Origin of the sequence: Bacillus sp. CCNWLW194 (assembly GCF_037120585.1) — a bacterium.
GTDB classification, from domain to species: domain Bacteria; phylum Bacillota; class Bacilli; order Bacillales; family Bacillaceae_G; genus Bacillus_A; species Bacillus_A basilensis.
In genome coordinates, this window is sequence record NZ_JBBBBL010000001.1 from 302952 (window position 1) to 329326 (window position 26375).

Annotated in this window: 22 protein-coding genes, 1 pseudogene and 1 riboswitch; of the genes and pseudogenes, 12 read left to right on the forward strand and 11 right to left on the reverse strand. The window is 34.5% G+C overall.

What is annotated here, in order from left to right:
• Position 1: 1 nt before the first annotated feature.
• Positions 2-1762, reverse strand: coding sequence for an alpha-glycosidase (locus V7S50_RS01770; protein WP_242252079.1), 1761 nt, complete (start codon positions 1760-1762; stop codon positions 2-4).
• Positions 1763-2086: 324 nt separating this feature from the next.
• Between V7S50_RS01770 and V7S50_RS01775 the strand changes: the two genes are divergently transcribed.
• From V7S50_RS01775 to malR, 4 genes and pseudogenes are all read left to right on the forward strand, one after another.
• Positions 2087-3346 (forward strand): extracellular solute-binding protein, encoded by a 1260-nt coding sequence (locus V7S50_RS01775; protein WP_063223123.1) that lies wholly within the window; start codon positions 2087-2089, stop codon positions 3344-3346.
• Between the two features lie 64 nt (positions 3347-3410).
• Positions 3411-4712, forward strand: coding sequence for a maltosaccharide ABC transporter permease MalC (gene malC, locus V7S50_RS01780; RefSeq protein ID WP_063223124.1), 1302 nt, complete (start codon positions 3411-3413; stop codon positions 4710-4712).
• On the forward strand, positions 4713-5555 hold the full coding sequence (gene malD, locus V7S50_RS01785) for a maltosaccharide ABC transporter permease MalD (RefSeq protein WP_336375962.1): 843 nt from the start codon (positions 4713-4715) through the stop codon (positions 5553-5555).
• Positions 5556-5837: 282 nt separating this feature from the next.
• Positions 5838-6860: pseudogene (gene malR, locus V7S50_RS01790) on the forward strand (maltose operon transcriptional repressor MalR).
• 13 nt (positions 6861-6873) lie between these two features.
• On the opposite strand, the gene V7S50_RS01795 reads toward malR, so the two are convergent.
• Positions 6874-8037, reverse strand: coding sequence for an aminotransferase A (locus V7S50_RS01795; protein ID WP_063223126.1), 1164 nt, complete (start codon positions 8035-8037; stop codon positions 6874-6876).
• 123 nt (positions 8038-8160) lie between these two features.
• Complete coding sequence (locus V7S50_RS01800; RefSeq protein ID WP_000929285.1) at positions 8161-8361, reverse strand: hypothetical protein; 201 nt, start codon at positions 8359-8361, stop codon at positions 8161-8163.
• A gap of 309 nt (positions 8362-8670) precedes the next feature.
• Here V7S50_RS01800 and kinB point away from each other — a divergent pair, with 309 nt between their 5' ends.
• Positions 8671-9945: a sporulation sensor histidine kinase KinB gene (gene kinB, locus V7S50_RS01805; protein WP_242252078.1), complete on the forward strand. Its 1275-nt coding sequence runs from the start codon at positions 8671-8673 to the stop codon at positions 9943-9945.
• A 38-nt stretch (positions 9946-9983) separates the two neighbouring features.
• On the opposite strand, the gene V7S50_RS01810 is transcribed toward kinB, so the two are convergent.
• Positions 9984-10733 (reverse strand): DUF3967 domain-containing protein, encoded by a 750-nt coding sequence (locus tag V7S50_RS01810; protein WP_098555055.1) that lies wholly within the window; start codon positions 10731-10733, stop codon positions 9984-9986.
• Between the two features lie 236 nt (positions 10734-10969).
• Here V7S50_RS01810 and nucA point away from each other — a divergent pair, with 236 nt between their 5' ends.
• Complete coding sequence (gene nucA / locus V7S50_RS01815; RefSeq protein WP_063223129.1) at positions 10970-11404, forward strand: DNA-entry nuclease; 435 nt, start codon at positions 10970-10972, stop codon at positions 11402-11404.
• Positions 11405-11440: 36 nt separating this feature from the next.
• The gene (gene comJ / locus V7S50_RS01820) at positions 11441-11830 is read left to right on the forward strand and encodes a competence protein ComJ (RefSeq protein WP_060632097.1); all 390 of its coding nucleotides are present in this window, start codon (positions 11441-11443) and stop codon (positions 11828-11830) included.
• A 37-nt stretch (positions 11831-11867) separates the two neighbouring features.
• Here comJ and metE read toward each other — a convergent pair whose 3' ends face one another.
• The 3 genes from metE to V7S50_RS01835 form a co-directional block, all read right to left on the reverse strand.
• Positions 11868-14156 (reverse strand): 5-methyltetrahydropteroyltriglutamate--homocysteine S-methyltransferase, encoded by a 2289-nt coding sequence (gene metE, locus V7S50_RS01825; RefSeq protein WP_063223130.1) that lies wholly within the window; start codon positions 14154-14156, stop codon positions 11868-11870.
• Positions 14157-14284: 128 nt separating this feature from the next.
• Positions 14285-14473: riboswitch (cobalamin riboswitch) on the reverse strand.
• A 339-nt stretch (positions 14474-14812) separates the two neighbouring features.
• A complete protein-coding gene (locus tag V7S50_RS01830; RefSeq protein ID WP_063223131.1) occupies positions 14813-15394 on the reverse strand; it encodes a PadR family transcriptional regulator in 582 nt (193 codons plus the stop codon).
• A 151-nt stretch (positions 15395-15545) separates the two neighbouring features.
• The gene (locus tag V7S50_RS01835; RefSeq protein ID WP_000445746.1) at positions 15546-17087 is read right to left on the reverse strand and encodes an MDR family MFS transporter; all 1542 of its coding nucleotides are present in this window, start codon (positions 17085-17087) and stop codon (positions 15546-15548) included.
• Between the two features lie 527 nt (positions 17088-17614).
• Between V7S50_RS01835 and V7S50_RS01840 the strand changes: the two genes are divergently transcribed.
• Entirely contained in the window at positions 17615-18115 is a 501-nt protein-coding gene (locus V7S50_RS01840; protein ID WP_242252077.1) for a hypothetical protein, read from the forward strand.
• A 31-nt stretch (positions 18116-18146) separates the two neighbouring features.
• Here V7S50_RS01840 and V7S50_RS01845 read toward each other — a convergent pair whose 3' ends face one another.
• On the reverse strand, positions 18147-18380 hold the full coding sequence (locus V7S50_RS01845) for an SPP1 phage holin family protein (RefSeq protein WP_063223134.1): 234 nt from the start codon (positions 18378-18380) through the stop codon (positions 18147-18149).
• A 164-nt stretch (positions 18381-18544) separates the two neighbouring features.
• Between V7S50_RS01845 and V7S50_RS01850 the strand changes: the two genes are divergently transcribed.
• Entirely contained in the window at positions 18545-19186 is a 642-nt protein-coding gene (locus V7S50_RS01850; protein WP_242252076.1) for a diguanylate cyclase domain-containing protein, read from the forward strand.
• A gap of 649 nt (positions 19187-19835) precedes the next feature.
• Complete coding sequence (locus tag V7S50_RS01855) at positions 19836-20498, forward strand: YkyA family protein (RefSeq protein ID WP_063223136.1); 663 nt, start codon at positions 19836-19838, stop codon at positions 20496-20498.
• Between the two features lie 31 nt (positions 20499-20529).
• Here the strand turns inward: V7S50_RS01855 and V7S50_RS01860 are convergent, their stop codons facing one another.
• Positions 20530-20988: a YkyB family protein gene (locus V7S50_RS01860; protein WP_000804864.1), complete on the reverse strand. Its 459-nt coding sequence runs from the start codon at positions 20986-20988 to the stop codon at positions 20530-20532.
• A 177-nt stretch (positions 20989-21165) separates the two neighbouring features.
• On the opposite strand from V7S50_RS01860, the gene ppx reads away from it, so the two are divergent.
• Both ppx and V7S50_RS01870 read left to right on the forward strand, forming a co-directional pair.
• Positions 21166-22704: an exopolyphosphatase gene (ppx, locus tag V7S50_RS01865; protein WP_242252075.1), complete on the forward strand. Its 1539-nt coding sequence runs from the start codon at positions 21166-21168 to the stop codon at positions 22702-22704.
• 108 nt (positions 22705-22812) lie between these two features.
• Entirely contained in the window at positions 22813-24921 is a 2109-nt protein-coding gene (locus V7S50_RS01870; protein ID WP_063223138.1) for a polyphosphate kinase, read from the forward strand.
• 173 nt (positions 24922-25094) lie between these two features.
• Here the strand turns inward: V7S50_RS01870 and V7S50_RS01875 are convergent, their stop codons facing one another.
• Positions 25095-25331, reverse strand: coding sequence for a hypothetical protein (locus tag V7S50_RS01875; protein WP_000283743.1), 237 nt, complete (start codon positions 25329-25331; stop codon positions 25095-25097).
• A gap of 97 nt (positions 25332-25428) precedes the next feature.
• Positions 25429-26286 (reverse strand): metallophosphoesterase, encoded by an 858-nt coding sequence (locus V7S50_RS01880; RefSeq protein WP_242252074.1) that lies wholly within the window; start codon positions 26284-26286, stop codon positions 25429-25431.
• Positions 26287-26375 lie beyond the last annotated feature (89 nt).

Below are 26375 nucleotides of genomic sequence, written 5' to 3' on the forward strand. Positions count from 1 at the left end.
GTTACCATTTTAATATGGAGAATCCATATGGAGGAAGTGTAACTTGTAATACACTTGCTTCCGCTGAAAATTCTTCGTCTGTATAAATGTTAATGATTTTCTTTCCGGTGACATGGAGAGGTAGTGAAGTTGTAATATCACTACCAGTCGGATTTAAAACGAAAAAGATAGTTTCATCTTCATATGTTTTCGTATAAGAAATATAATTATGTTCATCATTTGCTTCGATAAATTGGAAAATACCATGTCCGCCAAATGCTTTATATTGCTTTCGTAATGAAATTAATGTTTGTACATGTGTAAATAATAGATGGTCTTGTTCTTTCGTGTCCCAAATCATACATTTGCGGCAATCTGGGTCCATACCGCCGTCCATACCAATTTCGTCTCCATAATAAATACAAGGAGAGCCGATGAAAGAAAGGTGGAATATATAAAGTAACTTTAACTTGTTTTTATCTCCATTACATGTTGTCAATATTCTCGGTGTATCATGACTGTCTAATAAATGAAATGCTGCTTCATTTACATTCATAGAGTAGGAATGTAGAGATTCTGTAATTTGTTTCATAAATTCATTTGCTTTAATGGAATCGTTAGCAAAGTAAGACAGTAGAGCATTTGTAACAGGATAGCTCATTACAGCATCAAATTGATCCCCTTGTAGCCATGGAAGTGCATCGTGCCAAATTTCGCCTAAAATATATACTTCAGGATTTAATGCCTTGATCTCACTCCGGAATTCTCTCCAAAAGCTATGGTCGACTTCATTTGCCACATCAAGGCGCCAACCGTCTATATTGAATTCTCTTACCCAATAACGCCCAACTTCAAGTAAGTATTCTTTTACATCCGGGTGTGCTGTATTTAATTTAGGCATATACGGTGTAAACGCGAAAGTATCATAATTCGGAAGTGGCTCAGTTCTAATTGGGAACTCATGAATATGGAACCACTCTTTATATGCTGACTGCTCACTATTTTCTAGTACGTCTTGAAATTTATCGAAAAAGTATCCACTATGATTAAATACGGCATCGAGCATTACTTTTATACCGTGTGTATGACATGCCTGAACGAGTTCTTTGAAAGTTTCTTTTGTGCCAAATTGTGGGTCGATTTCCATGTAGTCGATTGTGTCATACTTATGGTTTGAATGTGCTTTGAAAATAGGTGTGAAATATATTCCGGAAATTCCAAGATTAACAAAGTAATCAAGGTTTTGGATAATACCAGCAAAATCTCCTCCGAAAAAATTAGTTGGAGTTGGTTCAGTGCTGCCCCAAGGGAGGGTGTTTTCTGGATTTAGTACACGATCTCCATTTGCAAATCGTTCTGGGAAAATTTGATACCAAACAGTATCTTTAATCCAGGAAGGCGCTTTGAATACATCATTTGCATGAATAAATGGAAAACAGAAAAAGTTACCAACGTCATCATTTGGAATGGTAGAAAAAAATCCTCGCTCTGCATAAATTAGAGTATCTGCATCGTTTTTTAATTCGAATCCATAACGTAAGCGCTTAAATTTTGGCTCAATGGAAATGGACCAATAATCAAACAATGTAGTAGAACCAGTTTTTTTCATAGGTGTATTTGATGTAATCCATTTCCCGTCTTTCCATTCATAAGGATCACCGTAAATAAGAGTGGCGCTTTGAACATCGTCTTTTTTAGTACGTATTCGGATGTGAATCGTTTTTTCATCGTAAGCGTATGCATAATTATCTTTTGGCCTATGATAAATGGCTTCTTTAAGCATATAGAAAATCCCCCTTTACTATCTCCATGCATATTGTTCCCTTAAGTATAATAATAAAGTATATGTTGCAAACGATTGCTTTTTGCATAACTTTAATATTGCTTATAAGAGTAGTATTCATTTCATATAAAGTCAATATATAAAGAGTATAGTAAATAATATTTTTAAATTAATATTTGCAAAATGAATAAAAGAATGTATAATGATAGACAAATAGCGCAAACGTTTTCATAGATTGAGATATTGTTTGCGCTTCTATTAAACTATTCAATGCAAACGTTTTCAATTATTAAGGTACATATACAATTTAGGGAGGTTTTTGGGATGAAGAAAGCATTATCATTATTAACGGTTTCGGCATTATCAATTGGTATGTTATCTGCATGTGGGCCGAAAGATTCGGGGAAAAAAGAGGAAAGTAAAGCGAAGAAAGACTATGATCTTCTTGTTTGGGAAGATGATAAAAAAGGCGTTGGTTTAGAACCAGCAGTAAAAAGCTTTGAGGAAAAATATAAAGTAAAAGTAAAAGTTGTTGAAATGCAAATGACGGATCAAGTGAAGAAGTTACGTCTTGATGGACCAGCGGGGACGGGACCAGATGTTGTAACATTACCACATGATCAAATCGGAAACGCAGTAACAGAAGGTTTACTTTCTGAAGTGAAAGCTGATGATGCTGTAAAGAGTAAATTTACTGATTTATCAATACAAGCACAGACATATAACGGAAAATTATATGGTTTACCAAAAGCAATTGAGACACCAATCTTTATTTACAATAAAAAATTAATGCCAAAAGCACCAGAAACGATGGACGAGCTGTTTAACTTCTCAAAAGAATTTACCAAGGATGGCAAGTACGGATTTTTAACATTAGGAGATAACTTCTACTTTGCTAATGCATTCATGGCAGGTATGGGTGGTTATGTGTTTGGTGAAAAAGATGGAAAGCCAAATGCAAGTGATGTTGGATTAAATAATAGCGGAGCAGTGCAAGGTGCTGAATACCTTCAAAAATGGTACAAAGAAAAGTTATTCCCGAAAGGTATTATCGGTGAATCTGGTGGACCTGCTGCTGATGGACTATTCAATGAAGGGAAAGCAGCATCTATTATGAATGGACCATGGGCATTCCAAGCGATGGAAAAGAACGGAATTGATTATGGGGTTGCTCCAATGCCGAAATTACCAAATGGTCAACCAATGAAAACGTTTGTTGGGGTTAAAGGATGGCATGTAACAAGTTTCTCTAAAGAAAATGATTTAGCTACAAAATTCACTGAATGGGTAACGAATGAAGAAAACGCAAAAATTCGATTTGAGAAAACAAAAGAAATTCCTCCAGTAAAAGCAGTAATGGAAGATCCAATTATTAAAGATAATGAAGCTGCAAAAGCAGTTGCGACACAATCTGAAAATGGGATTCCAATGCCGAACATTCCAGAAATGCAAGAAGTATGGAAACCAGCTGGAGATGCGCTTCAATTAGTTGTTACGGATAAAGAGGCACCAAAAGCAGCGCTTGATAATGCAGTGAAGCAAATTAAAGGTAATATTGAGGCAAATCATAGTAAGAAAAAATAAGGTGAAATTCGTGCCTCTAATATGAGGGGCACGAATTCTCTCCCAGAAAAAAGGGGGAAGGAACATGCAAACATCTATGGAACCAGCAAACGGCTTAAATGGTTCAAAGCATAGGAAAATGGCAACCATGTTATCTATCATTCCAGGCGTGGGCCAAATGTATAATAAACAATTTGTAAAAGGTCTTATTTTTCTAGTATTAACAGGTTCATTTATTGTAGCCTTTGCTGATTTATTAAATATGGGATTATGGGGAATTGTAACGCTTGGTACAGAAGTTCCACGTGACCATTCTGTCTTTCTATTAGTAGAAGGAATCTTAGCACTCATCGTCATCGTGTTTGGCCTCGGAATATATGGGTTTAATTTATATGATGCATACCAAAACGGGAAGAAACGTGATATAGGAACACCGTTAAACTCTGTAAAAGAGCAATACCGTAATTTACTAGATCAAGGTTTTCCATATTTAATGGTTTCACCAGGTTTTCTATTACTTATCTTTGTAGTTGTATTCCCAATCATCTTCGTAATTTTAATTGGATTTACGAACTATGATTTATATCATTCTCCTCCAGCTAAACTAGTAGATTGGGTAGGGTTTAAAAACTTTATTGATATCTTTACATTACCGATGTGGAGAGAGACGTTTTTAAGTGTATTTTCTTGGACTGTCATTTGGACATTCGTTGCAACGACATTACAAGTTGCGCTTGGTATTTTCTTAGCGATTATCGTAAATCAGCCTGGTATTAAAGGGAAGGCAATTATTCGAACAATCTTCATTTTACCGTGGGCGGTCCCAGCATTCGTATCTATTCTTGTTTTCTCTGGTATGTTTAATGAGACATTTGGAGCAATTAACAATCAAGTATTGGCTTTATTCGGAATTGAAAAGATTGCTTGGATGACAGATCCATTTTGGGCGAAGGTAGCTTTAATTATGATTCAAACGTGGCTTGGATTCCCGTTCGTCTTTGCAATGACGACAGGTATATTGCAATCGATTCCAGGAGAATTATATGAAGCTGCTACAGTAGACGGAGCTACAGCTTGGCAACAGTTTCGAAAAATTACATTGCCACTTGTTCTATATGCAACAGCACCAATATTAATTACGCAATATACGTTTAACTTTAATAACTTTAGTATCATCTATCTATTTAACGGCGGAGGTCCTGCTGTAGCTGGACAAGACGCAGGTGGAACGGATATTTTAATTTCATGGATTTATAAGTTAACGATGACTTCAGCGCAGTATGGGAAAGCAGCAGCTCTTACAATGATATTATCGTTAATCGTTATTACAGTTGCGTTATGGCAATTTAAGAGAACAAAATCATTCCAAGAAGAGGATATGATGTAAATGAATATTAAAAGACAAAAGATGTTACGTCTCTCATTAAGTTATTTCGTTATTTTCGTAATGTGTGCCATCATTTTCTATCCATTATTATGGATTATTGGCTCATCGTTTAATCCGGGTGATAGTTTATCTGGATCAAGTATTATCCCACAAAATGCAACGTTAGATCATTATCGTAAGTTATTAGATTTAGAGAATAGTAATTATTTACTATGGTATAAAAACACATTAAAAGTAAGTGTTTTAACGATGATTTTCTCAGTGTTAGCAATTAGCTTTACTGCTTATGCATTTTCAAGATACCGTTTTGTAGGAAGAAAAAATGGTTTATTATCATTTTTAATTCTGCAAATGATTCCAAACTTTGCAGCGTTAATCGCTCTATATGTATTAGCGCAGTTAACAGGATTAATTGATACGCACCTTGCATTAATTTTAATTTATGTAGGCGGGGCAATCCCAATGAATACATGGCTTATGAAGGGATATTTTGATACAATTCCGAAAGAATTGGATGAGTCAGCTCGTATGGATGGGGCAGGACATTTCCGTATTTTTTGGCAAATCATTATGCCACTTGCAAAGCCAATCGTAGCAGTTGTAGCGCTATTCACTTTCATCGGTCCATTTACAGATTTCATTTTAGCGAGTATTATTTTGCGCACACCAGAAAATTATACTTTAGCAGTTGGATTATATGAAATGGTAGCGAAGAAATTTGGTAATGAATTTACAACGTTTGCAGCGGGTTCAGTATTGATTGCAATCCCAATTTCAATTTTATTCCTATCACTACAAAAATACTTTATCTCTGGTTTAACTGCTGGAGGTACGAAAGGATGAAAAATGGGACATTACGTCCCATTTTTCTTTTCATCTCCCTATAAAATATTTTATAGGGAGATGAAAAGAGATTTGACATCATATGTGAAAAGAAGTGAAATAAATAGTATATTATAGTATAGGAAAAAAGAGCTATATCCCTTACAATACATGGAGAGGGAGAATATGATAGGTTTTGCAAGATAGAATTAATGAAAGTTTATGACTTCTCCTATAACTTGCAACGGGTGCAAGATAAAAATATATGAAAAATGGCAGAGAATTGAGAGGAGGGGGATTTTTATGACAGTTACAATTAAAGATGTGGCGAAGAAGGCGAATGTAGCACCATCTACCGTTTCTCGTGTAATTGCTGATAATCCAAGTATAAGTGAAAAAACAAAGCGTCGTGTTCGGAAAGTAATGAGTGAACTAGGGTATCATCCCAATTTAAACGCAAGAAACCTAGCTAACCAAACAACAAAAACACTTGGTCTTGTTATGCCAAGTTCTGCAAGTAAAGCTTTTCAAAATCCGTTTTTCCCAGAAGTTATAAGAGGGATTAGTTCATTTGCACATGTGGAAGGGTATGCACTTTATATGTCGACAGGTGAAACGGAAGATGAAATTTTTAATGGTGTTGTAAAGATGGTGCAGGGGCGCCAAATTGGTGGCATTATTCTTTTATATTAAAGAGAGAATGATCGGATTATTCAATATTTGCATAAACAAAATTTCCCGTTTGTATTAATTGGGAAACCATATGATCGAAAAGAAGAAATTACATATGTAGATAATGACAATTATACAGCTGCAAGAGAAGTAGCAGAATATTTGATTTCATTAGGTCATAAACAAATCGCGTTCATCGGCGGTGGATCTGATTTACTTGTAACGAGAGATCGTTTGGCTGGAATGAGTGATGCTTTGAAATTAGCTGATATTATATTGCCGAAAGAGTATATTTTACATTTTGATTTTTCAAGAGAAAGTGGTCAACAAGCCGTGGAGGAATTAATGGGGCTGAAGCAACCGCCGACAGCAATTATCGCAACGGATGACTTGATTGGACTTGGTGTGTTAAGTGCACTTTCTAAAAAAGGCTTCGTTGTACCGAAGGATGTCTCTATTGTAAGCTTCAACAATGCTTTATTATCAGAAATTGCGAGTCCGCCACTTTCGACAGTTGATGTGAATATATATCAACTAGGATATGAAGCAGCAAAAGCTTTAGTTGATAAAGTAGAGAATGCAGAATCTACTGCAAAGTGTATTATTATTCCGCATAAATTACTGAAGCGTCAAACTTGTGATCATTATGCATAAAAAAGCTAAGAGTTTAACTCTTAGCTTTTTGTTGTAGGAAGGCTTCTAAACGGTCACAGCCTTCTTTTAAAGTTTCGATACTATACGCATAGGATAAGCGAAGATAACCCTCACCATATTCAGAAAATGCTGTTCCAGGAACGACGGCGAGTCCAGCTTCTTTGACAAGGTCAAGTGCAAAATCAAATGATGAAGATGTTAAATGTCCAACATATGGGAATAAGTAAAATGCACCTGTTGGCTTTTCAACTGTTAAGCCCATTTGAATGAGTCTATTATATACGTAATCACGGCGTTTTTTGTATTGGTGGCACATCATTTTTGGTGCATCTTTAGCAGCTGTTAATGCTTCAATTGCAGCATATTGAGCAATTGAAGTAGCGCACGTTACGTTGTATTGATGAACTTTTAATATATGTCCAGCTAAATAGCTTGGTGCGAATAATAGACCGATACGCCAGCCAGTCATAGAGTGAGATTTTGATAAACCGTTAATGACGATAGTCTTTTCACGCATTTCTGGGAAATGAGCAATAGATGTATGCGTTTGTTCATATACAAGTTCGCTATAAATTTCATCAGAAAGGACGAAAATGTTTTTATCTTTTAAAACATCTACAATATCTTGCAGTTCTTCTTTCGATAAAGTTACACCAGTTGGATTAGAAGGATACGGCAGTACGACGCATCTTGTTTTTTCAGTAATAGCATTTTCTAGTGCTTCGGCTGTTAAACGAAAGCCAGTTTCACGAACATCGATAAAAATAGGTGTAGCGCCGCATAAGCGAATAATCGGTTCGTATCCTGGATAAATAGGGGCAGGTAAAATGACTTCTGTTCCTGGCTCTAAAATCGTTCGAAATGCAACATCAATTGCTTCACTGGCACCGATTGTAACGATGGTTTCGTTTTCAGGTGAATAATGTAAATCGTAGTTATCTTTTACAAAGTTACAAGCTGCCTTGCGCAATTCTAGTAAACCAGCGTTATGTGTATAGCTTGTATAATTTTCTGTAATAGCCCGTTTTGCCGCTTCTTTTACAAGAGAAGGTGTAGGAAAATCAGGTTGACCAATTGTTAAAGAGATAAGATTATCATAGTTTTGAATCATGTTAGAGAATTGACGGATTCCAGAAATTTGGATGTCCTTCACTCTAGGGTTAATGAATTGTTCCATTGTATCTCCCTTTCTTCCGTTTGAAAATTAAGTCCATTTTATCATATTTTCTATAATTTCGCTTGCGTATATGTTATGTAGAAAGAGAGGGATAATAGAAAAAAAGCCGCTGTAAGCGACTTTTTAATATCCGTACTCCCAATCTATTTCATCTTCATTCCAAAGTACAGAGGATACTTTGCCAAGGTGAACAACGGATTCATTAACAGCACATGTGCAATTTTCTTCTCCCGTTTTATGCTGTAACTCTTCATATACTGATTTTTCAACATTTTCTAGAACGACCAAATTTTCTTCTTTTAAAACAAGCGTAGTACCCGCCATATTTATCTTCCTCCTACTAAAATAATGATCACTTATTTGTAAACATAGATAGTATGGATTATATGCTGTATTTTGCTATAGTTGTCCGTCTCATGAAGTATTTTTTATTTTCTTTGTAATCCGTATTCATTGTATACTGCCGGGCAGAAATTTGGTACAGGGTTTACATTCATTTCGAAAATCTGTAACAATTATTATGTGTTGTTAACAAAGAATTAACAAATATGTTAAGAAAAATCAAAATTTTAAAACAAATAAACCCGTAAAATGATATAATCATATCAAAATACATATAGGGGATGAAAGGCTATGGAGCTGATCCGTGATTTAATGATCCAAATTGCCATCATTATTTTGCCGCTATTTTTATATGAAGCGATTCGTTTAAATCGTTATCAAGAAATGCCTCCGAAGCCTAACCGCTACTTTATTATGTTTTTATCCAGTATTACACTCGTTCTCTCCATGACATACTCTATTTGTTTTGGTGACGCTTGTGGGTATAACTTTCACCCAATCCCGATTGTTAGTGGTTTTCTATATGGTGGGATTGTTGGTTTAGTCCCGGCCGTGATTTTTGTTGCATATGAATGGGCACTAAAGGGAATGAGCCTTCTTCCAATCATAGAAGTAATATTTCTATTGATAGTCCCATTATTTTTATCAAAGAAATGGTCTCTATTTTCAAGGGAGAAGAAACTAATTTTTGCATTTATGATTTCATCATTGTACGTACTTGTTTCTTTAGTAATTGGAATGATTACCGTTCTGTTAGAAACGGGGTTTACACCGTATATTTCGCACCTATATAGCGGATATATATTTGCTTCGCTTATTATGGTTATGACAATGGTATTTCAGGTGTACTTAACAGAATATTTAAATGAAAATGCAATACTACGTACAGAGATGCAAAAGTCAGAAAAGCTTAATATTGTAAGTGAGTTAGCAGCAAGTGTTGCACATGAGGTTCGAAACCCGCTCACTGTTGTTCGTGGTTTTATTCAATTGCTAGAAAGTACGGAAGATGTGAAGAATAAGGATTATATGCGTCTCGTATTAGCCGAATTGGACCGAGCAGAACAAATTATTTCAGATTATTTGAATTTAGCAAGGCCACAAATTGAGAAAAAGGAACACATTTGTTTATCAGCACAATTAATAGAAATGACTACACTTATGTCATCATTTGCAGCGATGCAAGGTGTATATTTGCAAGTTGAGATTTCTGAAAGCCTTTATACGATTGGTGATAAGACGAAATTAAAGCAAGCAATTATGAATGTTGTTAAAAATGGTATTGAAGCAATTCAAGGAAATAAAGGATATTTAAAAGTAACGGCTATTCAAAAAGATGAAACGATTGTAATAAGAGTTAAAGATAGTGGTGTTGGAATGACGAAAGAACAGTTAGCAAGGCTGGGACAACCGTATTATTCTTTAAAAGAAAAAGGAACAGGATTAGGGCTTATGGTAACATTTAGTATTTTACAAGCGCATAATGGTACGCTGGAATATAAAAGCGAAAGTGGGAAAGGCACTGAAGCGATTATTATATTGCCAGCTGTAAGAAATAAGGAATAAAAGTTACCGTTGAAAGGTAACTTTTTATTTTATATTGTTTATTCATTTGTTTTTTCTTGTTTTGTTCGGCTAAATAAGCTTCTAAATGATTGCAAGAATCCTTGCTCTTTTGAGGCAGCAACCATTCTTTTTGTTTCTTGAATTTCACGAATAACTTGCATAAGTTGTGCATCACGATTACTATCTTTGTTATAAATTTGATTTACGAGTTTATTCATTTTTTCTTCTTGCTTAGATTCTCGTTTATACATATGATTCATTAATAAGTCCATCTTTTCTTTCTGCAGGGCATCTGTTTGAGCAGCATGATCCACTAATTCTTGTAGCATTTTTTCTTGAGAGCCTTCTTTTACATAAACTTGTTGCATTAATTCATCTAGCTTTTCATCTTTTAAACGATTTTGGGTAATAAGGGTAGAATTTTGATGAATAATTGCTTCATTTAATTGAGCGAGCATTTCAAGTTTTAACATGAACTCCTCAAAGTTACGCCCATCTTCTTTTTCTTTCGGTTGTATTTCTTGCTTATCTTGTATAACTGGTACAGGTGGGGCCTCTTTTTCTTTTAAAATAATTGGTATCGTTTCTGAAATATCTTCTTGCAATGTAGCAGCTCTTTCATGTATAGATTTCAATAGTTTTAAATCATCCAGTTTATAAATACGGGCATCAGCTGTTTTGGAAATCATATAACCATGTTCCTCTAACAGTTGACTATATTTGCGAACTATATGTTTTGGGATGCCTGTTTTATTCGTGACATCTTTCGTTTTATAGATAGCTTCCATGATATTTCCTCCCCAAAAAGTATCGTATATATCATTTCAATCTTTTATGAGGACTTCCTTTGAAAAAGAATGTCGGAAGGTTATTAGTTTTCTACAGCATTAGTGAAAAGGTGAAGAAAAATGAGAGTTTTTGGCGGAATAGCGGAGAAGAGCTAAAATAATGTCTGAAAACATATACGGGAGAAGTTTGTTATAATAACTGAGGAAAAGAAACTGGTAGAATCATGGAGGTATACATGAAGCAATTAAAAGGTATTATCATTTCAATTATTGCAATTCTTTCTATTGTAGTAGCGGTTTATGAAGTACTTATTCCAGAGGAAACAAGTACAAAAAAAACAAATGCGTATGATCAAGTTCTAGAATTTCCGAAAGAGAGATATCCAGAAACCGGGAAACATATTACGGATGCGATAAAAGAAGGACATTCAGAAGTTTGTACAATCGACCGTGGTGGTGCTGCGGATAGAAGAAAATTATCGTTAGCTCCATACCCATCAAAAAAAGGGTACGATCGTGATGAATGGCCAATGGCGATGTGTAAAGAAGGCGGAAAAGGAGCACATATCGAATATATAAGTCCAGCAGATAACCGCGGAGCAGGGTCTTGGGTAGGGAATAAGCTAGATAAATACCCAGATGGTACGCGTGTGAAATTTGACGTAAAGTAGTAGTTGTATATTTCATAATGAAGGAGAAGGGGAACGATGGAGTTAACAATTTCGTATTCGCAATTAATGTTGATGAACTATGACGGTGAGCAGCCTTACGTTGACTGGACGGATGAAGATTTTGAAAGAGGTTATGCGAAGGCGGATGGAACTGTTATTTTTGAAGCACTTTCTGATTATACTTGTGAAATAAAAGTAACTTGCGGGAAACATATTGAGAAAGAAGAAGTGGTTAGAACAGTTACAGTTCCTTTTACAGTTGAAAATGAATGTATCGTTGTAACAAGTATTCTTTCAAATAAATTTCAAATCCCTATTCCAAATGGTGAGTATACAGTTGTCTTACAAGCAACTCCTCTTGAAGAACCAACGGATGATGAATTATATAAAATACAATACGAATTCTTTTTTGAAAGTAAAGAATAAAAAATGGGTTATCCTTTTTGAGGATAACCCATTTTTGTTATGCGTTTGTTTTTAGTAGGGAACGAGCATCTTTTGCTGCTTGCACCATATGTTCTAGAGCTGGAATAACTTCTTCTGTTCTTCTCGTTTTTAAACCACAATCAGGATTAATCCAGAAATATTTAGGATCGCATACTTTTAAAGATTGTTCTACGATTTTATACATTTCATCTTTGCTTGGTACACGTGGGCTATGAATATCATATACACCTAGACCGATGCCTTTTTCATATGTTGTATGTTTTAATGTATCAATAAATTCGCCATGGCTTCTTGATGTTTCAATAGAAATCACATCTGCATCTAATGCGCGAATTGCGTCAACAATATCTTCAAAGTTACTGTAACACATATGAGTATGAATTTGTGTTTCATTTGCTACAGAAGAAGTTGCTAAAAGGAAGGATTGTACTGCCCATGTAATATAAGCGTCCCAATCTTTTTCTTTTAGTGGCATTCCTTCACGAAGTGCTGGCTCATCGACCTGGATTACTCGAATTCCGGAAGATTCAAGTAGTTCAATTTCATGACGAAGAGCTAATGCGATTTGATACGAAACTTCTTTTCTTGGAATGTCATTTCGAACGAAGGACCAATTTAAAATCGTAACAGGTCCAGTTAACATTCCTTTTACAACTTTCTCTGTTAAGCTTTGTGCATAAACAGTTTCCTTAATAGTCATTCCGTTAATAAAGGCTACATCACCATAAATAACAGGTGGTTTTACGCAGCGGGAACCGTATGATTGTACCCAACCGTTTTTAGTGAATGAGAAACCAGCAAGGCGCTCGCCGAAATATTCAACCATGTCAGTTCTTTCAAACTCGCCATGAACAAGAACATCAAGACCAATTTCTTCTTGGTAACGAATCCATTTTTCTGTCTCTTTTTCAATAAATTGTTCATATTGTTCATTTGAAATAACACCGTTACGCCATTCTTTTCGCGTTTGACGAACTTCAGTTGTTTGCGGGAAGCTACCGATAGTTGTCGTTGGTAACAACGGTAACTCTAGGGCAACTTGTTGTAATTCATATCGTTTTTCAAATGGAAGAGGACGTGAAAAATCTTCTTCTTTTAGTGCTGTTCGTGCTGCTTTAACATCTTCTCGGTTACGTGCAGCAGATGAACGAATTGTATGATGTACGTTTCGATATGTTTCCAGCTCATTACTAATGCTTTCTATACCTTGAGTCAGAGCAGAATGAATGAGAACTAGCTCTTCTAATTTTTGATTTGCAAATGCTAACGCATCAAATAGCTCGGTCGATAAGTGAATTTCTTCTGTTTTATCGATTGGTGTATGCAATAAGCTACAAGAAGGCTGAACGATGAAATCTTTCGTTTGGACTTGTTTTTGTAACGTTGTAAATAACGTAAGAACTTCATCAAGGTCAGCTCTCCAAATGTTACGGCCATCTATACAACCGACAGCTAAAGTTTTATCAGCTGGGAATCCATATTTTGAAATAGCATGTAGATTTCCTTCTTTACCATGAATGAAATCTAATCCAATACCTGATACTGGGAATGTAATAATTTCTTCATAGTTTTCTTCTACACTATCAAAATATGTTTGTAAAAGAAGAGTCGCATTTGGAACTTCTTTACGAATAGCTTCATAAATTTCTTTTGCTTGTTGAATTTCTTCTTTCGTTAAAGAAGCGAAAATTGGTTCATCAACTTGAATGACTTGTGCACCAGCTGCATGTAGTTCTGAAAGCAGTTGTACGTAAGGTGCAACTAACTGTTTTAAAATAGTAGCAAATTGTTCTTGTGTATAACCTTTAGCTAATTTCAAGAAAGTATATGGTCCTAAAATAACAGGCTTTCCATCTACTCCTAATTCTTGTTTTGCCTCTTCGTATAAGCGAAGTGGACGGTTATCTTTTAAAGAGATTTGTAATCCCTCTTCATATTCAGGAACGATATAATGATAGTTTGTATTAAACCATTTTGTCATTTCGGAAGCTACGTGATCTTTAGAGCCACGCGCCATTGCAAAATATACATCAAGGTAAGATGTAAACTCAGAAAAACGTGATGGGATAAATCCTAGCATATAAGCAGTATCCAAAACGTGATCATAATATGTAAAATCGCCAATTGGAATGAGTTCAATCCCTTTTTCCTGCTGTACTTTTACGTGTTGAAGGCGAATTTCTTTCATCGTTGTTAAAAATTGTTCTTTATCAATTTTATTGGACCAAAAAGCTTCCAATGTTTTTTTCCACTCTCGTTGTAGTCCGATACGTGGATAACCTAAGTTACTTGTTTGAATTGCCATTTCAAATTCCTCCCTAATTGAAAGTAAGCATTTCCGTTTACTAGGAAATACCTATAACAAAAAGTACAAAGGCACAGAAAATAAGCCTTCCTTTTTGTTTTAACACCTCATCATCATCCGTGAATCTATCAGTGTTGTTAAAACAGGCAGGTCTCCTGACTTATGCGTCATATAATTTCTTTCACCTTCCCGTTTTCACAGTGGCTCTAAAAAAGAAATCTCAGCATTTACAGTGGCGGGACCGTGTTGGAGTTTCACCAAGCTTCCCTTTTAAACACGAAACGAAATGTTCGTGTACCTATTTTCCTTTTGAAAGGAAGTTAACAAGCAATATGATATTGAAACAAATTCTAACACAATTTTTGGAATTTTGTCTACTGTTTTGAAATAAGAAAATTCTAAAGTTTTTCATTTTTATTTTTCTGATTAATGAAGAGGAGTGGATTGGATTAAACTTATAAAAAAGTGTGTACTTGTACAGAGATAAGACGCTAGTTGTGTTGTTTAACAATTAGTCCGTATTCTGGAATAAGGAAGGGGATTGGATGGTTCATTTCGAAATAGTATCTTATATCGAAAATTAAACAATAATATGATAACCCCGTCCTAAATTAGAACGGGGTTATGCTTATTTTAGGTTTTAAAATTAAATAACTTTATTGTCTTTTTACAGCTTTTTCTTTATCTTCATCTATATCAATTTCTGAAAGCCGCCCTGCAACTGCATCTGTAAGGAGGGTGTTTAACCATTGTAATTCAACTGTAATATGTTCAATAACGCTTTGTAAAATATATAATTGAGCACGTGGAATTTGTCCTTTGCTACAATCATAAATAGTTTGCATATTATGTAAATATTGAATGGTATCATTTTTCTTCTTTTCTAAAATAGGAACTAACTCTTGATCGTCACCAAAATGAGCGAAAGAGAGTGCTGAATAAATTGGTTTATATATTTGATTTTTTGCTTCGAATTGCTTTAATAGTAACGTGTGAAATAACCGTTTACCTTCTTCTGTTATATGAAAGATTGTTTTATCTGGTCTATTCGTATCTCGAACAATAGTTGTAATACTAATTGCACCTTGCTTTTCTAATTGCTCGAAGGCGTAGTAAAGTGATCCTTTTGCATATTTAATATAACAATCCATTTGTCTTTCTTTCATGATGTGTTGCACTTCATATGGATGTTTATCCCCTTCGAGTAGCAAGCCGAGAATGACTAATTTCATGCTCATTCTGTCTCAACTCCTGTATATAGAAACTTTATCCCGATTGGTGAGGGATAATAATCAGTGGGAATGGTTCCTTACTGATTAAAGATTTACTTTATATATTATAAACGGCATACCCTTTTTCATAAAGGATATGCCGTTTCTTTTTTCTATACTAACTTACCTGCTTTTGTTTTTGTTTCGTTTTTGGACCTGTAAAGAGGCGTTCATTTCCCATAAGTAAAATACAAATAATGCTTAGTACAGCCGGGATAAGTGCCCAGAAGAATGTACTGGCAATAGATGTAGCGAGAGCTTCTTTAATACCAGTTAATATTTCAGCTGGTATTTTATCAGTAGCACCTGGTGATAATAAGAAACTTGTGTCTCCGCCCTTTGGAGCTAATTTAGCTAGTTCAGGAGGGAACAAAGTGTTTAGTTTATCTGTAAAAATATGATTTTGAATTGTGCCGAAAATCGTTACACCAAGAGTCATACCGAGTGAACGGAAGAATGAGTTTGTTGATGTAGCAGAACCACGGTCTCTCATTTCTAATTTGTGGATAGAAGACATACTTAAAACTGAGAATGAGAAACCAACTCCAAGTCCAGCGAGAACCATAAATAGCGTTACGAGTAGACGTGGTGTGTCCATTGTTAAAGTACTTAGTAAATAAATACCAAGAACGAAGAAAACGCCAGATGCCATCATGATGTTACGATAACTTGTTCGAGAAGCTAACTGTCCACCTGTTTGACTTCCAATTACAGAGCCGACCATCATAGGTGTTAAAATCAATCCAGCATTTGAGGCTGAACCGCCGAGAACACCTTGAACGAAGATCGGAATATATACGGTACAGATGATAAAAGCGGCGCCATAGAAAAAGGCAACTCCTTGGCTAGCTGCGAATAAAGGTTTTTTAAATAGATGGAACGAAATGATAGGCTCAGTTGCTTTTCGTTCGACGAAGAAGAAAATAATAAGCATAATAACAACTGTTGTAAATAAACCGATAATTACAGTGGAATTCCATGCGTATTCTTTACCACCAAGTTCTAAGGCGAACATTAAGCAAACGATACTAATAACAAGTGTAATAGCGCCGGCCCAATCAATTTTTTGTTTTCTAAATTCTAGAGATTCACTGTAGTATTTCGTAATGAAGAAGAAGGAGATAAGTCCTAATGGAATATTAATATAGAAGACCCAATGCCAACTTATATAGTCTGTAATATAAGCACCTAATAAAGGTCCAAATACACTAGATGTCCCAAAAACCGCACCGAATAGCCCTGTCATTTTTCCGCGTTTTTCTGGTGGGAATATATCGTACATAATTGTGAAAGCGATAGGCATAAGAGCGCCGCCACCGATTCCTTGAATTGCTCTATAAATACTTAGCTGCTCAATACTAGATGCTGTTCCGCAAAGTGCAGAACCGAATAAGAAAAGAATGAGGCCACCAATATAAAAGCGTTTCCGTCCGTACATATCAGAAAGTTTTCCGAAGATAGGCATCCCTGCCATTGTTGCTACCATATATGCAGACGTGACCCAAACGAACTTGTCAAATCCTCCTAGGTCTCCAACAATCGTTGCCATTGCTGTTGCAACGATTGTATTATCCATTGCCGCCATTAAAATACCAAGTAGTAAACCAGCAACAACAAATTTTGTCTTGTTGGAGTCTTTTTTTGATAATTGAGATTCCAAATATAACCCTCCTTTAATAATAAGTAAACTATATTAAGTTTTGAGTGCAGTGCATAAAAAATTAATATAGTTCTTTCAAATCAATTGCCACAAGTGCACTGACAAAGCCATAAAGAATATTATAGTCAAATTTGACTAAAAGGCAAACTTTTTCTTCCGTCAAAATATTCTGTTGTATGGGCAGCGAAAGACTGAGTAATACTTATTATTGGTATAAAGTGAAACTTTAATCAGTGGAGGTTTTGTTCATCCCCCACCTAGCTTCTTTACTTTCTCTGAGTTTTGAGATGGGGGTCTTACTGCTCGGCAAATAGTGGGATAAAGTCAATGAAGGAAATTGTAAAAAAATATTTCAGTAAGAATACCTTCTGTTAACAGAGGAAAAATGGTTTTTTCTTTATATTGTCGAATAGGATAAAAGGAAGAGTAATAACTATATACAATTTGTAACAAGCTTTATTAATATCGTGTAGAGAGGCAGAATAAGGTCGTATGGATGATGCATCTGAAATGAGGTGAATATTATTATGAAAATATGGAAACGAATTTCGGATCAAGGAAGGCGTTCAATACCGCTACAACCGGTATTATGGATTGATGGCTCAAAAAAGGAAAACGAATGTCCTAATCTAGAAGTTACATTACAAATCCGTAGTATGTATAAAGAAAAATTTTCATATGAACTGACCTATGATGTAAACGACATACTTATTATTCGAATTGAAGTCGAAAATAAAGGGATGGAAATGATTTCACGAGTTGTAGTAAGTCATATGATTCGAGATTATTTTGCCTATATTCCAAATTCATTAAAGGTTGATAAGGGGATGAGCGAGTTTCTGTTCCAGCTTGTAAGGTGGCGAATCGATAATTTATTACCGAATGAGAAGGTAGAACTAATTTGTAAAATAAAAGCAAATAAAGATAAAGCACTCAAAAACGCATTATTTCAGGCTACATATACATTTCAATATAAAGGATTATCATATGGTCCGCTGCAAACCAATGAAGTTGTTGTGCGGCAATGATAAAAAGGAACCTGTATGAAAGGTTCCTTTTTTAGTGAAGGTTGTGCTTTTTGAGTACTTTTTTTTGCTCGATTCCTTTTTTTCCTACATAATTATTTTTATAACCAAAATATAGAATGAAAAGGAAGGAAGCAACATTTACAATAGCGTCAATTTGATCGTTTGTAATAAAGTTTATTCCGAAAGAGTTAAATAGTAATTTTAATGATAACAGAAAACCTGCTAGTAAACGCATAATATCTGATAGATTTTCTTTTTGCAGCATATAGGTCACCCCTTTCTAAAAACGATATATAGTATATATATGAAATAGAATAGAAATGGTAGACAAGTTTAAGCGAAAATGTACACCCAATATGTACATTTTTTATTTTGTAGAAAAACATAATTGCTATAGAAACATATATTGGTATAGAAGGGAGGAGAAGTATGAAACATAAAGGAAAAATTAGTGGATTACTACTTGGGAATACAGTGGCAGTTACAGAATGGATTGCGCTTCAGGATGTAATTACAAAACTGGATTCGCGATCGTTTTATACCGTCTTTATTATTTATATATTGCAAATGATACTCAGCTATTATTTTGGACATTGGTATGATAAAAGAGCGAGTGGGCGCATGGATACGGAAGTAGGGGGAATGGCGAGTAATGATTTTGTAGTTGATTTCTTTGAGAAAGTAGCTGCGTTATCAGAACGGGATTCTCATAATATTACAGTGTACATTCTTTCTGTGAAAGAATGGAAAGAACTAAAAGAAACAGTGCAAGAAAAAAAATTGGAGGTGTTAGTACAAAAATTGGAGAGTGCGATTGTAAAGACAATTCGTAAAGGGGATGTCGTTACTAGGTGGGATGAAAATAAGTATGTTATTGTGGCGATTGATAACGGACATGAAAAGTCGACAATAACAAATCGTTTAATGAAAAATATTGAAAGTGAAATAGAAAATGGCTTGTTAAGTATGACTCTATTATTTGGAGCAGCTAGTTATCCAATAGAAGGAAAAACTTTTGAAGAATTGTTAAGAAAGGCACAAAATCAATTGTACCAGCATAGGAATTTGTAAGGAAATAAGAAAAACTTTGATTTAAAGAAATATGAAATGAAGAAGTTTTGAATGTAACATTTTTTTGACTTTTATTACAAAAACAACTTTTTTTGTAATAAAAGTCTTTAAAAATATATGGAATAAGCATATAATTATGATGGATGTGTCAATGCATTTTGCACAATGTGTTTCATTTTAAAAGTGTAGAGGAAAACATACTCTACACTTTTCCTTTTTAGGGAATGACAAGAGTAATTGTAAGTTGTTGCAAGATAGCGTTTATACTGTGTAAAATGAACGAAGAGATTATTTGATAGAAAGCGGGAAAGGGAATGATAGAATGATAGACGTGAGAGAACAACGATCATCTTTTATCAGGTGAATGATTACTGTTGTTCTTCAAATTATGATGGCTGTGATGAATTCCGTTGTACTTTTATGTAATACATAGTATGAACAGGTTTTAAAAAGTGCCTAGTAAAAGATGGATATGAAACTGCTATTGAGTTCAAAAACGTAAAATGTAATTTTAAGTAATACAATTTGTACAAGCATTACAAACAATATAAATGATTTTCGTAAAAAAGGTGCGAGTGTGGAGTTTATAGAAGGATATATAATTTCATAGCTTTTTACACGATGATCGTATATAAGTAGGAGGAAAAAGATGTTGAAATATAGTAAATTAGCAATTGTAACTGCATTATCAATGACTTTACTAGCAGGTTGTTTCGGACCGAAACCAGAAGAGGAATTATATGTTGCTTTTGAAAATGCTGCAAAGCAAGAAAAAACAATGTTTGAAGATGCAAAGAAACTTGAAACTTTAGAAAAAGAGGGACAAGAATTATATAACCAGATTGTTCAAGAAGGAAAAGATAATAATCAAACTGTTAAGGAAAAATTGAACCAAGCAGTGAAAAATACAGATGAACGAGAAAAAGTGCTTAAAAAAGAAAAAGAATCTTTAAATAAGGCACAAGAAGAAGTGAAATCAGCAGATAAATATGTGAAGAAAATTGAAGATAAGAAATTGAAAGAGCAAGCGGATAAAGTGAAAAGCACATATGAGAAACGACACGATTCATTTAACAAGATGTATGATAGTTATAATAAATCATTAAAACAAGAAAAAGAATTATATACAATGTTACAAGATAAAGGTACAAAATTAAAAGATATAAGTGAAAAAGTAAAAGTAGTAAATCAATCTTATAAGGATATTGAATCAGAAAAAGATAAGTTTAATGAATTCACGAAATCTTATAATACAGAAAAAATAGCTTTTTATAAACAAGCAAATATTAAAATTAAAGAAGAGAAAAAATAAAACAGTTTGGCCTACAATGGGCCAAACTGTTTTATTTTTTTGTATAAGTACGACTATACCATGGAACAGGTTCACTTAATTTTTTTTCTTGTTTCAGTGCTTCAGGACCAATGTAATCTTGAAGTGTCTTTTTTGCTACTGTTAAAGATAAGGTTGTTTTCGGATTTCGATAGGAGGATTCAAGATGGCCAAGATGTGGTAGGATTCGAAAATCTTCTTTTGTAGGAGGAATATGGAAAAAATAATCACCTAAACGTATAAGAACATCAGATTGTTGTTGGCTAAAACGTGGATTTCTAGAAAAATGCAATCCTTCTTTAATAGCTTTTTTTTCAGCAATTAAGCGTTCTAAAGCAGTCTTTTTTAACCAGTATAAATACTTCGGGTTAGTTGCAGCTTTAGCATGACGATTCACAACGAAAATAGATTGAGCTAGTCGATTAATAGAATGTTGGTTTTGTAATTGAGATTGTGGTTGTGAAGGTTTCATATTGAATCTCCTTTCAATTTTTCATTATTATACCATAAATAAAATAGGTTTTTATTATATGCAAAAAGTGATTGTATATATTTTCAATATTAAAGCAATATTGTTACAAAAAACAACTATTTTGTATAATAGTAATAGAATGTGTTTTAGAAATTTGATAATGAAAGAGTGAGAAGTTTGAAAGAAATATTAAAACAACAATATGCCATTATAGATATTGGATCTAATACAATGCGTTTAGTTATTTATGAAAAGCAAAATGGAGGTTTTTATAAAGAGATTGAAAATACGAAAGTGGTCGCTCGGTTAAGAAATTACTTAGTCGATGGTATGTTAATTGAAGAAGGAATAGAGGTATTGTTACAAACATTATTTCAATTTCAAGAAAGTACACGATTCCATCAGTTGCATCATGTACTTTGTGTTGCAACAGCGACAATCAGACAGGCTGAGAACCAAGATGCAATTAAAAAACTTGTTGAAGGACAAACAGACTTTACTCTTAGAGTATTATCAGAATATGAAGAAGCACGTTACGGCTATTTAGCAGTTATGAATTCAACTTCGTTCTCTGAAGGGATTACAGTAGATATTGGTGGAGGGAGTACGGAAGTTACATACTTTCGTAATAGAGAGATTTTAGAGTATCATAGCTTTCCTTTTGGGGCACTTTCTTTAAAGCAACAATTTATTAAAGAGGATATACCTACTGAAGAAGAGTTGGAAAAGATTCAAACGTACTTAGAACATCAATTTCGAACATTACCATGGTTAATTGATAAGAAATTGCCTCTTATTGCAATTGGTGGTAGTGCGAGGAACTTAGTAAAAATTCATCAAAATTTAATTTGTTATCCTATAGCAGGGGTACATTTATACAAGATGAAAGAAGAAGATATTAAAAATGTGAAAGAAGAATTGGAAGCATTGTCGTTCATAGAACTTCAAAAAATGGAAGGATTGGCAAAAGATCGAGCAGATACAATTATTCCAGCAGTCGAAGTATTTCATACGCTTGTTAATGTTATAAAGGCACCAGCATTTGTATTAAGTAGAAAAGGGTTACGAGAAGGTGTTTTCTATGAAGAGTTGACAAAAAATTTGGGGATTTCATATTATCCGAACGTAGTTGAAGAAAGTTTGTATTTATTGTCACATGAATATGAAATGGATATGGAATTTGTAATGCAGCTTATAAAGCAGGGAAGATTGATTTGTCAACAGCTTGAAGAAACAGGATTGATTTCAATGTCGGTAAAAGACTGGGAAGTATTCCATCAAGCAGCGAAAGTATTTAATATAGGTAAATATATAGACGAAGAAGCGAGCCGCTTACATACGTTTTATTTATTAGCGAATAAAACAATTGATGGTATGATGCATAAAGAGCGAGTTAGATTAGCGCTTATTGCGTCTTATAAATCAAAAATGCTATTCAAACAACATTTGTCTCCATTTGAAGGATGGTTTGATAAAAACGAACAAAAGAAAATTCGCCTATTAGGGGCTGTTTTACAATTTTCAGCAGCTCTAAATATAAGACAAAGATCACTTGTGGAATCAATATCTATAACAGAAAATAAAGAAGGATTAACATTTAAAATTGTATGTGAGCAATCAGCATTAGCGGAAAAAGTGCAAGCTGAAAAGCAAAAAAAGCAGCTAGAAAGAGTATTGAAAACGACTATTAACTTATCCTTCGAATCAAAACGTTAAGTTGTACGGATGTCTTTACGAAAAATTAACACTTTGGAATATTGTAATTTGCTAAAATGAAAGTAACTAAATTATAGTAAAAAAGTTTCAAGGGGAAGTGTGAAGGGGATGGAATTATTGAAGGGGAATACAGTAAATTTAAATGATACAGCTTATTACAATAATAGAGAATTAAGTTGGTTAGCATTTAATGAACGTGTACTACAAGAAGCACAAGATGAAACGAATCCGCTCTTAGAAAGGTTAAAGTTTATTAGCATTTTCAGCTCAAATTTAGATGAATTCTTTATGGTACGCGTGGCAGGATTGAAGGATCAAGTGAGTGCTGGGTTTAACCAACCAGAAAATAAGGCCGGCTTAACACCAAAAAAGCAATTAAATAAAATTGCGATAAAAGCACATGAATTAATGACCGTACAATATGGTACGTTTAAAAATTATGTGTTGCCAGCGTTGGAGCTAGAGGGGATTGAGCGTTTAACGTTCCATGATTTGACGAAAGAACAGAGAGAATTTATAGAAGAGTATTTTGATGAACAAATTTTCCCAGTCTTAACACCTGTGGCTATCGATGCATATCGTCCATTTCCGATGTTATTAAATAAAAGTTTAAATTTAGCTACTCTTTTATATGATGAGAAACAAGTGGAAGAAGAAAACCGCACGAAGTTAGGAATTGTACAAGTTCCTTCACTACTTGAACGTTTCATATTTTTACCGAGTGAAGGGCAAAAGCATAAATTTATTTTATTAGAAGACGTAATTAGTAGTTTTACTCATAAATTATTTACAGGATATAAAGTATCATCTGTTACTCGTTTCCGTATTACACGCAATGCGGATTTAACAATTCACGAAGAAGGTGCGAGAGATTTATTAAAGGTAATTGAAAAAGAATTAAAAAAGCGTAAGTGGGGAGCTGCTGTACGTTTAGAAGTTGGCAAAGAGCATATTGATGAAAGAGTATTAGCATTATTATATGAGGTGTTGGAAGTAAAGGATGAAGATGTGTATATAATGGATGGACCGTTAGATTTAACATGTCTATTTTCTTTATATAAAAAACTAGCTCCTTTATATGAACATCTAGTATATCCGGCTCTTATTCCGCAACGGCCTCAAGACTTAGGTGATGCGGAAGATGTATTTGAAAAAGCGATTGAGCATGATATTTTATTACATCATCCTTTTGAATCGTTTCAGCCAGTAGTTGATTTTGTCCGTGATGCGGCAGACGATCCGAATGTACTTGCAATTAAACAAACATTATATCGAGTAAGTGGGGATTCGCCGATTATTCAGGCGCTAAAGGTAGCGGCTGAAAAAGGGAAGCAAGTGACAGTATTAGTTGAATTGAAGGCAAGATTTGATGAAGAAAATAATGTGCATTGGGCTAAAGAGTTAGAAAAGGCAGGCTGTCATGTTATTTACGGTGTAAGTCATTTGAAAACACATAGTAAAATTACGCTAGTTGTAAGAAGAAAAAACGGAAAAATTGAAAGGTTCGTACATCTTGGGACCGGAAATTATAATGATGCAACCGCAAAGCTATATACTGATTTTGGCTATATTACATCACGAAAAGACTTTGGGGTCGATGCAACAAATTTCTTTAATTATTTGAGTGGTTATACAACAAAACCGCATTTTCATCATTTATCGGTTGCGCCATTTGATATAAGAGAGCAATTTATGGATTTAATAGATGAGGAAATCCGTTACCATAGACAATATGGAAATGGATATATTATCGCTAAGATGAATTCGTTAACTGATAAACCACTCATTAAAAAAATGTATGAAGCATCACAAGCTGGAGTAAAGGTTGAACTCATCGTTCGAGGAACATGTTGTTTAAGACCTGGTATTCCAAATGTAAGTGAAAATATTCGGGTAGTTAGTGTTGTCGGGAGATATTTAGAACATAGCCGAATTTATTATTTCCATCATAATGGGGAAGAGAAAATATACTTATCTTCAGCTGACTGGATGACGCGGAATATGGAGAAGCGCGTAGAAATATCTTTCCCGATATTAGATATTGAAATGAAGGCGCGAATTAAGGCGATTTTACAGCTTACTTTAGCTGATAATGTGAAAACGCGTGAACAAAATAAAGACGGTGACTATTATTATGTTATTAATAATGGTGCAGAAGAGATTGATAGCCAAGTGAAGTTGTTTAAGATGGCGTATCAAAACACAGATGCTGAATAATGAGAACGAAGTAAAAACCTCTTTTTAAAAAGAGGTTTTTACTTCGTTCTCTACTTATTGTATGTTCTCAAAATAGAAGCATGAGTAGAGAGAATAGTTTTTATTGTAAGCATGTTAATGGATTATGAATCGGTTAAGAGAGGGAATAACATTGGTAGAATTGTTGCGGTACATTAATAATAGTATGGTTGTTGACAAGGTCCACCATAACAAGGATAAGGTGCTGGCGGTGGGAAAGGTGGTGGATATGGTGGGTAATACGGTCTAGGACCGAAAGCTAATGCTCCGCCGAGCAGTCCACCAGCAATGCCAGCTAGAAATGGAACGCCAAAAAATGGAAAGAAGCGTGAGTCGCCTACTGGACCAATAGGTGCTGAACGGACTGGGATTGGTTGATAATATGGATACATGAACAAACCTCCTTTATTGGACTCACTTTTATCATATGGTAAATGAAACGTGGATGAGCGCGTACAAGAAAGGATATGTAAGAAAATAGGCGGATTATTACGCATGTTGGAGCGTGAAAATCGTAATTTCAGGTTTTGACATAAATCGGAATGGGACACGTGTTCTTCCAAGGCCTCGATTGACATAGAGAGTTAAATCTTGAATCGTATAGAAACCTTCAACATAGTTTTTAGCAAGTGCTGGGGTAATAATAGCGCCTAAAAAAGGAATTTGTACTTGTCCGCCATGGCTATGACCAGAAAGTTGTAAGTTAACTGGATAGTTAGCAATTTGCGGTGCAATATCTGGCTCGTGAACAAGAACAATGTTATAAGTGTTTTGCCTCGCGTGTTGTAGTGTCTCCTCTATTTTTGGTTTGCCTAGTAGTATATCATCAAGACCGAAAATTGAAATTTCACTATTATCCAGTAGACGAATTCTCTTTTCGCCATTTAGTAATAGTTCAAATCCAGATTCACGCATGATGTGTTCGTAGTATTCTGTTCCATATCCGCCGTGATCATGGTTACCATAAATATAAAATTTACCGAAGGGTGCTTGTATATTTTTTAAAATGGATGCAACGAAAGGAGTGTCAGTATATGTTTGATAATTATCAATGAGATCACCAGTGAAAAGAACAATGTCGGGCTTTACAGCATTAATTTTAGAAACGATTTGAGATAAATGGTGGAGAGAGAAATAGTATCCGAGATGTAAATCGCTGAATTGAAGAATCTTCATACCGTGAAAACTTTTTGGTATGAGTTGTGATTTAAGTGTATGCTCTGTAAAAGAGAGTAGATGTGGCTCAATATATTTAGCGTAATAGTATCCGATGCTAGTGGTTATAAGTGAATATAGACAAGTGCGCATTCCAGTTTTTAAAAAATCTCTTCTTGTAATTTTCTTCATAAAAATATGAGTATACCTATTTGATTTATAGCGCATGTTTTTGTTACATATACAGGTTACTCAAATCTCCTTTCAGTTTATTAAAAATA

What these genes read in the sequence shown, in the direction of transcription:
- V7S50_RS01770 (WP_242252079.1), bottom strand. Translation starts at nt 1,762, where the DNA reads ATGCTTAAAGAAGCCATTTATCATAGGCCAAAAGATAATTATGCATAC.
- V7S50_RS01775 (WP_063223123.1), top strand. Translation starts at nt 2,087, where the DNA reads ATGAAGAAAGCATTATCATTATTAACGGTTTCGGCATTATCAATTGGT.
- malC (WP_063223124.1), top strand. Translation starts at nt 3,411, where the DNA reads ATGCAAACATCTATGGAACCAGCAAACGGCTTAAATGGTTCAAAGCAT.
- malD (WP_336375962.1), top strand. Translation starts at nt 4,713, where the DNA reads ATGAATATTAAAAGACAAAAGATGTTACGTCTCTCATTAAGTTATTTC.
- V7S50_RS01795 (WP_063223126.1), bottom strand. Translation starts at nt 8,037, where the DNA reads ATGGAACAATTCATTAACCCTAGAGTGAAGGACATCCAAATTTCTGGA.
- V7S50_RS01800 (WP_000929285.1), bottom strand. Translation starts at nt 8,361, where the DNA reads ATGGCGGGTACTACGCTTGTTTTAAAAGAAGAAAATTTGGTCGTTCTA.
- kinB (WP_242252078.1), top strand. Translation starts at nt 8,671, where the DNA reads ATGGAGCTGATCCGTGATTTAATGATCCAAATTGCCATCATTATTTTG.
- V7S50_RS01810 (WP_098555055.1), bottom strand. Translation starts at nt 10,733, where the DNA reads ATGGAAGCTATCTATAAAACGAAAGATGTCACGAATAAAACAGGCATC.
- nucA (WP_063223129.1), top strand. Translation starts at nt 10,970, where the DNA reads ATGAAGCAATTAAAAGGTATTATCATTTCAATTATTGCAATTCTTTCT.
- comJ (WP_060632097.1), top strand. Translation starts at nt 11,441, where the DNA reads ATGGAGTTAACAATTTCGTATTCGCAATTAATGTTGATGAACTATGAC.
- metE (WP_063223130.1), bottom strand. Translation starts at nt 14,156, where the DNA reads ATGGCAATTCAAACAAGTAACTTAGGTTATCCACGTATCGGACTACAA.
- V7S50_RS01830 (WP_063223131.1), bottom strand. Translation starts at nt 15,394, where the DNA reads ATGAGCATGAAATTAGTCATTCTCGGCTTGCTACTCGAAGGGGATAAA.
- V7S50_RS01840 (WP_242252077.1), top strand. Translation starts at nt 17,615, where the DNA reads ATGAAAATATGGAAACGAATTTCGGATCAAGGAAGGCGTTCAATACCG.
- V7S50_RS01845 (WP_063223134.1), bottom strand. Translation starts at nt 18,380, where the DNA reads ATGCTGCAAAAAGAAAATCTATCAGATATTATGCGTTTACTAGCAGGT.
- V7S50_RS01850 (WP_242252076.1), top strand. Translation starts at nt 18,545, where the DNA reads ATGAAACATAAAGGAAAAATTAGTGGATTACTACTTGGGAATACAGTG.
- V7S50_RS01855 (WP_063223136.1), top strand. Translation starts at nt 19,836, where the DNA reads ATGTTGAAATATAGTAAATTAGCAATTGTAACTGCATTATCAATGACT.
- V7S50_RS01860 (WP_000804864.1), bottom strand. Translation starts at nt 20,988, where the DNA reads ATGAAACCTTCACAACCACAATCTCAATTACAAAACCAACATTCTATT.
- V7S50_RS01870 (WP_063223138.1), top strand. Translation starts at nt 22,813, where the DNA reads ATGGAATTATTGAAGGGGAATACAGTAAATTTAAATGATACAGCTTAT.
- V7S50_RS01875 (WP_000283743.1), bottom strand. Translation starts at nt 25,331, where the DNA reads ATGTATCCATATTATCAACCAATCCCAGTCCGTTCAGCACCTATTGGT.
- V7S50_RS01880 (WP_242252074.1), bottom strand. Translation starts at nt 26,286, where the DNA reads ATGAAGAAAATTACAAGAAGAGATTTTTTAAAAACTGGAATGCGCACT.